The 6,130-nt window shown below is 42.7% G+C and carries 7 protein-coding genes; 6 read left to right on the top strand and 1 reads right to left on the bottom strand.

Annotated features, from left to right (window positions below):
* Positions 1 to 276 precede the first annotated feature (276 nt).
* From AACU59_RS02650 to AACU59_RS02625, 6 genes are all read left to right on the top strand, one after another.
* Positions 277 to 1,305, top strand: coding sequence for an amino acid ABC transporter substrate-binding protein (locus tag AACU59_RS02650; protein WP_026027113.1), 1,029 nt, complete (start codon positions 277 to 279; stop codon positions 1,303 to 1,305).
* Positions 1,306 to 1,374: 69 nt separating this feature from the next.
* Entirely contained in the window at positions 1,375 to 2,580 is a 1,206-nt protein-coding gene (locus AACU59_RS02645; RefSeq protein ID WP_094145778.1) for an amino acid ABC transporter permease, read from the top strand.
* Position 2,581: 1 nt separating this feature from the next.
* Positions 2,582 to 3,679 carry an amino acid ABC transporter permease gene (locus tag AACU59_RS02640; RefSeq protein ID WP_026028006.1) on the top strand — a complete coding sequence of 366 codons (1,098 nt, stop codon included), beginning with the start codon at positions 2,582 to 2,584 and terminating at the stop codon, positions 3,677 to 3,679.
* A gap of 20 nt (positions 3,680 to 3,699) precedes the next feature.
* A complete protein-coding gene (locus tag AACU59_RS02635; protein WP_013856933.1) occupies positions 3,700 to 4,467 on the top strand; it encodes an amino acid ABC transporter ATP-binding protein in 768 nt (255 codons plus the stop codon).
* A gap of 204 nt (positions 4,468 to 4,671) precedes the next feature.
* Positions 4,672 to 5,340 carry a Bax inhibitor-1 family protein gene (locus AACU59_RS02630; RefSeq protein WP_010318447.1) on the top strand — a complete coding sequence of 223 codons (669 nt, stop codon included), beginning with the start codon at positions 4,672 to 4,674 and terminating at the stop codon, positions 5,338 to 5,340.
* 126 nt (positions 5,341 to 5,466) lie between these two features.
* The gene (locus tag AACU59_RS02625; RefSeq protein ID WP_094144667.1) at positions 5,467 to 5,796 is read left to right on the top strand and encodes a TusE/DsrC/DsvC family sulfur relay protein; all 330 of its coding nucleotides are present in this window, start codon (positions 5,467 to 5,469) and stop codon (positions 5,794 to 5,796) included.
* A gap of 56 nt (positions 5,797 to 5,852) precedes the next feature.
* Here AACU59_RS02625 and yccX read toward each other — a convergent pair.
* Positions 5,853 to 6,130 (bottom strand): acylphosphatase (gene yccX / locus AACU59_RS02620; protein ID WP_161437705.1); only part of this gene is annotated, 278 nt, incomplete at its 5' end.

Here is a 6,130-nt window from a genome sequence, read left to right as displayed (position 1 = left end):
CTTCTATTCTGTTGCCCCACTATTGAACACGGTTGCACTATTTACAATATTGCAACATTTGTTCATTCTAGCTGCAGCCTAGGTTTGTGAATCTAATCAAAAATCTTTCAAATTGCTAATTTGAGAAAATACAAATCATTACCTACGCTTATAAACGGTTGATTTGTAAATGTGCGATTGCATGCAAATACAACTTGGAAAGCTACATAACAACATTTTTAGTACGTTGTATCAGGTGTCACCTGGTTTAACATGGATCATACAGGAAGGATACAAATGGCGAATAAACTCACTGTTCTTGCTTCTGTTGTAGCAGCTTCTACTGCCATGATGGCGACGACAGCTTCAGCAGCAGATAGCACTTTAGATAAAGTACTTTCGCAAGGTTTTATTACTTGTGGTGTGAGCACTGGTCTACCAGGCTTTTCCAACCCGAACTCAAAAGGGGAATGGGAAGGCATTGATGTTGAATATTGCCAGGCACTTGCCGCAGCAGTTCTTGGTGACAAATCGAAAGTAAAATATGTTCCACTCACAGCAAAAGAACGGTTTACCGCCCTACAATCAGGTGAAATCGATGTTCTTTCGCGCAATACAACCTGGACGCTCCAACGCGACGCAGCACTCGGCCTTAATTTTGTCGGCGTAAACTATTATGACGGTCAAGGGTTCATGGTGAAAAAAGACCTAGGAGTGAAAAGTGCAAAAGAGCTTGATGGGGCATCGGTTTGTGTCCAATCCGGTACAACTACTGAGTTGAACTTGGCGGACTACTTCCGCAACACAGGCATGAAATACAAACCTGTGGTATTCGATACAGCAGCGCAAACCTCAAAAGGTTTTGACGCGGGCCGTTGCGATGCTCTAACAACCGACCAATCTGGTTTGTATGCGCTACGTTTGAACTTAACTGATCCTAACGTCGCGGTTGTATTACCTGAAATCATTTCTAAAGAACCACTTGGGCCCGTTGTTCGTCAAGATGATGACAAGTGGTTTAACGTGGCGAAATGGACTCTCAATGCGATGGTTAACGCAGAAGAGTACGGTATTACCTCAAAAAATGCAGATGAAATGCTTAAATCTAGCGATCCTAATATCAAACGCATACTTGGCCTGGATGGTCCTAAAGGTAAAGGTTTGGGCATTCGCGATGATTGGGGATACCAAATTGTAAAACAAGTCGGTAACTATGGTGAAAGTTTTGAACGCACTGTAGGTAAAGGTTCTCCACTACAAATCGCACGAGGTGCAAATGCGTTGTGGAATGCTGGCGGCTTTATGTACGCTCCACCACTTCGTTAATAGTCACACAATCCCAAATAGGCGGTTTTAACCGCCTTTTTGGAAAAATGGATTTGAGGTTATAGTTGTATGAAACCTAATAAAACTATTGCGGCTAGCTCAGGAGCTCCCTCGGCTAAAAGCGCAAATTTGTTCTACAATCCTACTTTTCGTTCAGTCGCCTTTCAAATTATTGCTGTTCTCGTTCTGGTTTTTTTCTTTTACACCATTGTGACCAATGCACTTTCTAACTTAAGTTCTCGAGGCATTGCCACGGGGTTTGACTTCCTAGATCAAGAAGCTGGCTTTGGGATTGGCCTTACTTTGATCGAATACAATGAAACCTTTAGTTATGGGCGAACTTTTATCATAGGTTTACTCAATACCGCGCTAGTTTCTTTTTTAGGCGTTGTATTTGCCACTCTTTTAGGTTTCTTTATCGGTATTGCTCGTCTCTCTTCCAACTGGTTAGTCAGTCGACTTGCTGCTGTGTATATAGAAATCTTCCGTAATATTCCTTTATTACTGCAAATTTTCTTTTGGTATTTTGCCGTGTTACAGGCTCTACCATCGCCTAGGCAAAGCATGCAGTTAGGGGATTCTATTTTTCTCAATGTACGTGGTCTGTTCTTCCCCGCTCCCATTTTCGAAAGTGGCAGCACATTTATCTTTATTGCCTTTCTTGCTGGCTTACTAACCACCTTAATTATTGGCATTTGGGCTCGAAACAAACAGCGTTTAACAGGTCAGCAGACGCCTATGGGTAGAATTGCGGCTATCTTGTGCATCCTACTTCCTGTCATTGTGTACTTTGCTATGGGCCGTCCAGTGTCAGCAGAGTATCCACAACTGCAAGGGTTCAACTTCCAAGGTGGCATCAGTATTATCCCTGAGTTAGCCGCACTGCTGATTGCACTAAGTATTTATACGGCCGCATTTATTGCCGAAATTGTCCGTTCTGGCATTAATGCGGTGAGCCATGGTCAATCCGAAGCAGCAATGTCACTAGGATTATCTCGTTCAAAAACATTAAAACTCGTGGTCATTCCTCAAGCGCTGCGCATCATTATTCCACCACTCACCAGCCAATATCTGAACTTAACCAAAAACTCATCATTAGCGATGGCGATTGGCTACCCTGATTTGGTTTCTGTTTTTGCCGGCACAACGCTCAATCAAACGGGTCAAGCGATTGAAATTATTGCGATGACCATGGGTGTTTACCTCACTCTCAGTTTGACGACATCGGCATTAATGAATATCTATAACCGTAAAGTTGCTTTGGTGGAGAGATAAGATGAAAGTACATCAGTTTCAACCTAACTTGCCACCGCCAGCCAATACTGTTGGCTTCATTGGGTGGCTGCGCAAAAATCTTTTTAATAACGCACTCAATTCCATCGTTACACTGATTTTAGGGTATTTCGCCTTCTGGCTTGTTTGGCATACTGTCGATTGGGCGATTATTAATGCCGATTGGGTAGGCACACAACGTAGTGATTGCACTCGTGAGGGGGCGTGTTGGGTGTTTATTAGCGTACGCTGGGATCAGTTTATGTATGGATTTTATCCAGAAGCTGAGCTCTGGCGACCTCGCCTCTTCTATTTCACTCTTGCTATTTTTAGTGCGTTGCTCGCCTATGAAAATACACCGAAAAAAACGTGGATTTGGTTGTTTTTTGTCAACATCTACCCATTTCTTATCGCGGCGTTACTCTATGGAGGCTTTTTCGGCCTAGAAGTGGTTGAAACGCATAAGTGGGGAGGCTTATTAGTTACGCTGATTATTGCCTTAGTTGGGATTGTTGTTTCGTTACCGATTGGCGTTGTACTGGCGTTGGGCCGACGTTCCGAGATGCCCATTATTCGCAGCCTATGTACCGTTTACATCGAGGTTTGGAGAGGTGTGCCACTGATTACAGTTTTGTTTATGGCATCCGTTATGCTGCCTCTGTTCCTCTCGCAAGGCTCGGAAACGGATAAATTGGTTAGAGCATTGATTGGGGTGGTCATGTTCAGTTCGGCTTATATGGCAGAAGTGGTTCGTGGTGGTTTACAAGCGATACCTAAAGGTCAATACGAAGCCGCCGATGCGTTAGGTTTAAGTTACTGGAAAAAAGTCGGTTTGATTATTTTGCCGCAAGCACTGAAGATCACGATCCCATCTATCGTTAATACCTTCATTGGCCTATTTAAAGATACTAGCTTAGTACTCATTATCGGGATGTTTGACGTGCTCGGTATTGGACAAGCTGCCAATACCGACCCGGATTGGTTAGGCTTTTCTACTGAAAGTTATATATTTGTCGCGTTAGTGTTCTGGGTGTTCTGCTTTTCTATGTCTAGATATTCGATATGGCTTGAAAACAAACTCCATACTGGTCACAAACGATAACTACAAATCAAGGACGTATTATGACGCAGCAACGCAACCTCGCACCTTCTGAAGAAATCATGATTCAGATTAATGATATGAATAAATGGTACGGTGAATTTCATGTACTAAAGAATATCAATCTTACCGTTAAAAAAGGCGAAAAGATCGTTATTTGTGGCCCTTCAGGCTCAGGAAAATCGACCATGATTCGCTGTATTAACCGCTTGGAAGAGCACCAAAAAGGACAAATCGTCGTCGCGGGAAACGAACTGACGGAAGATCTTAAAAATATCGAAGCCGTGCGACGCGAGGTCGGTATGTGCTTCCAACATTTCAATCTTTTTCCACATTTAACCGTGTTAGAAAACTGTACACTCGCTCCAATTTGGGTAAAAAAGATGCCTAAAGGAGAAGCTGAAGCGGTTGCGATGAAGTACTTGGAACGCGTAAAGATTCCTGATCAAGCAGACAAATATCCCGGTCAACTTTCTGGCGGTCAGCAGCAACGAGTTGCGATTGCACGCTCATTGTGCATGAACCCACAGATTATGTTATTTGATGAACCAACATCTGCACTTGACCCAGAAATGGTACGGGAAGTATTAGATGTTATGGTTGAACTCGCAGGAGAAGGCATGACGATGCTTTGTGTTACCCATGAGATGGGCTTTGCTAAAGAAGTGGCCGATCGCGTTATTTTCATGGATGCTGGTGAGATCATTGAAGAAAATAACCCTGTTGAATTTTTTGAAAATCCTCAATCCGATAGAACGCGCAATTTTCTCTCTCAAATTCTCCATCATTAATGGATTAACGACCAACAAAGAGAGAGGTGAACATCACCTCTCTCTTTGTTTATGAGCATAGACACATGGTGTTACACATTCTTTAACATCTAAGTGACTATTTTTATTAAAATTTACACAAAACAAATACGATACAGGGCTTGCTTTTTAGCTCATTCAGCCCCATAAATGTACAAACAAACATAAACCCTTACGAGGAAGATTATGAACAGCCCTATGTTTACTCGCTCAGCTAGCTTAGAGAGCACACTACAAACTAATAAAGTGTTGAAGAATACTTACTTCTTGCTTTCAATGACTCTTATCACTAGTGCTATTGCTGCGATGGCAACAATGGCAATGCAGATTTCACCATTCATGGCACTCGCTATGCAGTTGGGAGCAATCGGTATTCTATTCTTCGTGATGCCTAAAGCCATTAACTCTTCTTCTGGTATAGTGTGGACATTTGTGTTCACCACATTAATGGGCGGTGCTCTGGGACCAATGCTTAATCACTATGCGGCAATCCCGAATGGCTCTAGCATTATTGCTCAAGCACTCGGTCTTACTGGCCTTGTTTTTATGGGCTTATCCGCTTATACCATTACGACTAAAAAAGACTTTTCGTTCATGAGAAGTTTTTTAATGGCAGGCCTCATTATTGTCATCGTTGCAGCGATTATTAATATTTTTGTTGGTTCTACCGTTGGCCAACTTGCGATCAGCAGCATCGCGGCGCTCGTGTTTTCTGGTTTTATCCTATTTGACACAAGCCGCATCGTACGAGGTGAAGAGACAAACTACATTAGTGCTACCATCTCAATGTATCTAAATATTCTGAACTTGTTCACAAGCTTATTGGCTATTTTAGGCATTATGAACGACGACTAATTTACGTCGACATTTTGTCCAAACGAGCCCGCAAGCCACAGCTTGCGGGCTTTTTGCTTTCTAAACAGTTGAGATCACACATTCACTACGCTACCCTAAACGCGGATTTTTAATCGAGTAATAAAGATGTTTGAATACAATGGTAAAACCGTCGAAACTGATGCTCAGGGTTACCTCCTAGACCATACCCAATGGGAAGAAGGAATGATCCAGACACTGGCCAGTCAGGAAGATATCGAGTTAACAGACGCTCATCTAGAAGTCATTTGGTTCGTGCGCCACTTTTATGAAGAGTTTAATACTTCACCCGCAGTGCGTATGTTAGTCAAAGCGATGGAAAAAGCGCATGGTCCGGAAAAAGGCAATAGCAAATATCTGTTCAAACTCTTTAAAAAAGGCCCGGCCAAACAAGCAACTAAACTTGCTGGGTTACCAAAACCTACCAAATGCTTGTAGTGTGAAACTAAGCCCCCAAGCAACTTAACCATACAAAGTACAAAGCGGTGCTACTTTTAAAGTATTTCGAATCCGCTATATTTTTCAGTATAAGAAAGAAGTGATTCACGCGACACCGACATTACTTTCGCCGTTTTGGGGCCTTGTTGAAGCCACTGATAAAACTGCTCCAAATTTTCACTATTCCCAATGGCGATGACTTCAACCTCGCCGTTATGTAAATTTTTAGCATAGCCTGTTAAGCCTAGCTTTAGTCCTTGATGAGCGGTGTGATAACGAAAACCAACCCCTTGGACCCTGCCTGTCACGATAAACTTGTCGCACTGTTGAGCCA

This window comes from Vibrio sp. V23_P3S9T160, from assembly GCF_963886625.1.
GTDB lineage: Bacteria > Pseudomonadota > Gammaproteobacteria > Enterobacterales > Vibrionaceae > Vibrio > Vibrio anguillarum.
This window is presented reverse-complemented; position numbering and strand designations above follow the sequence as displayed.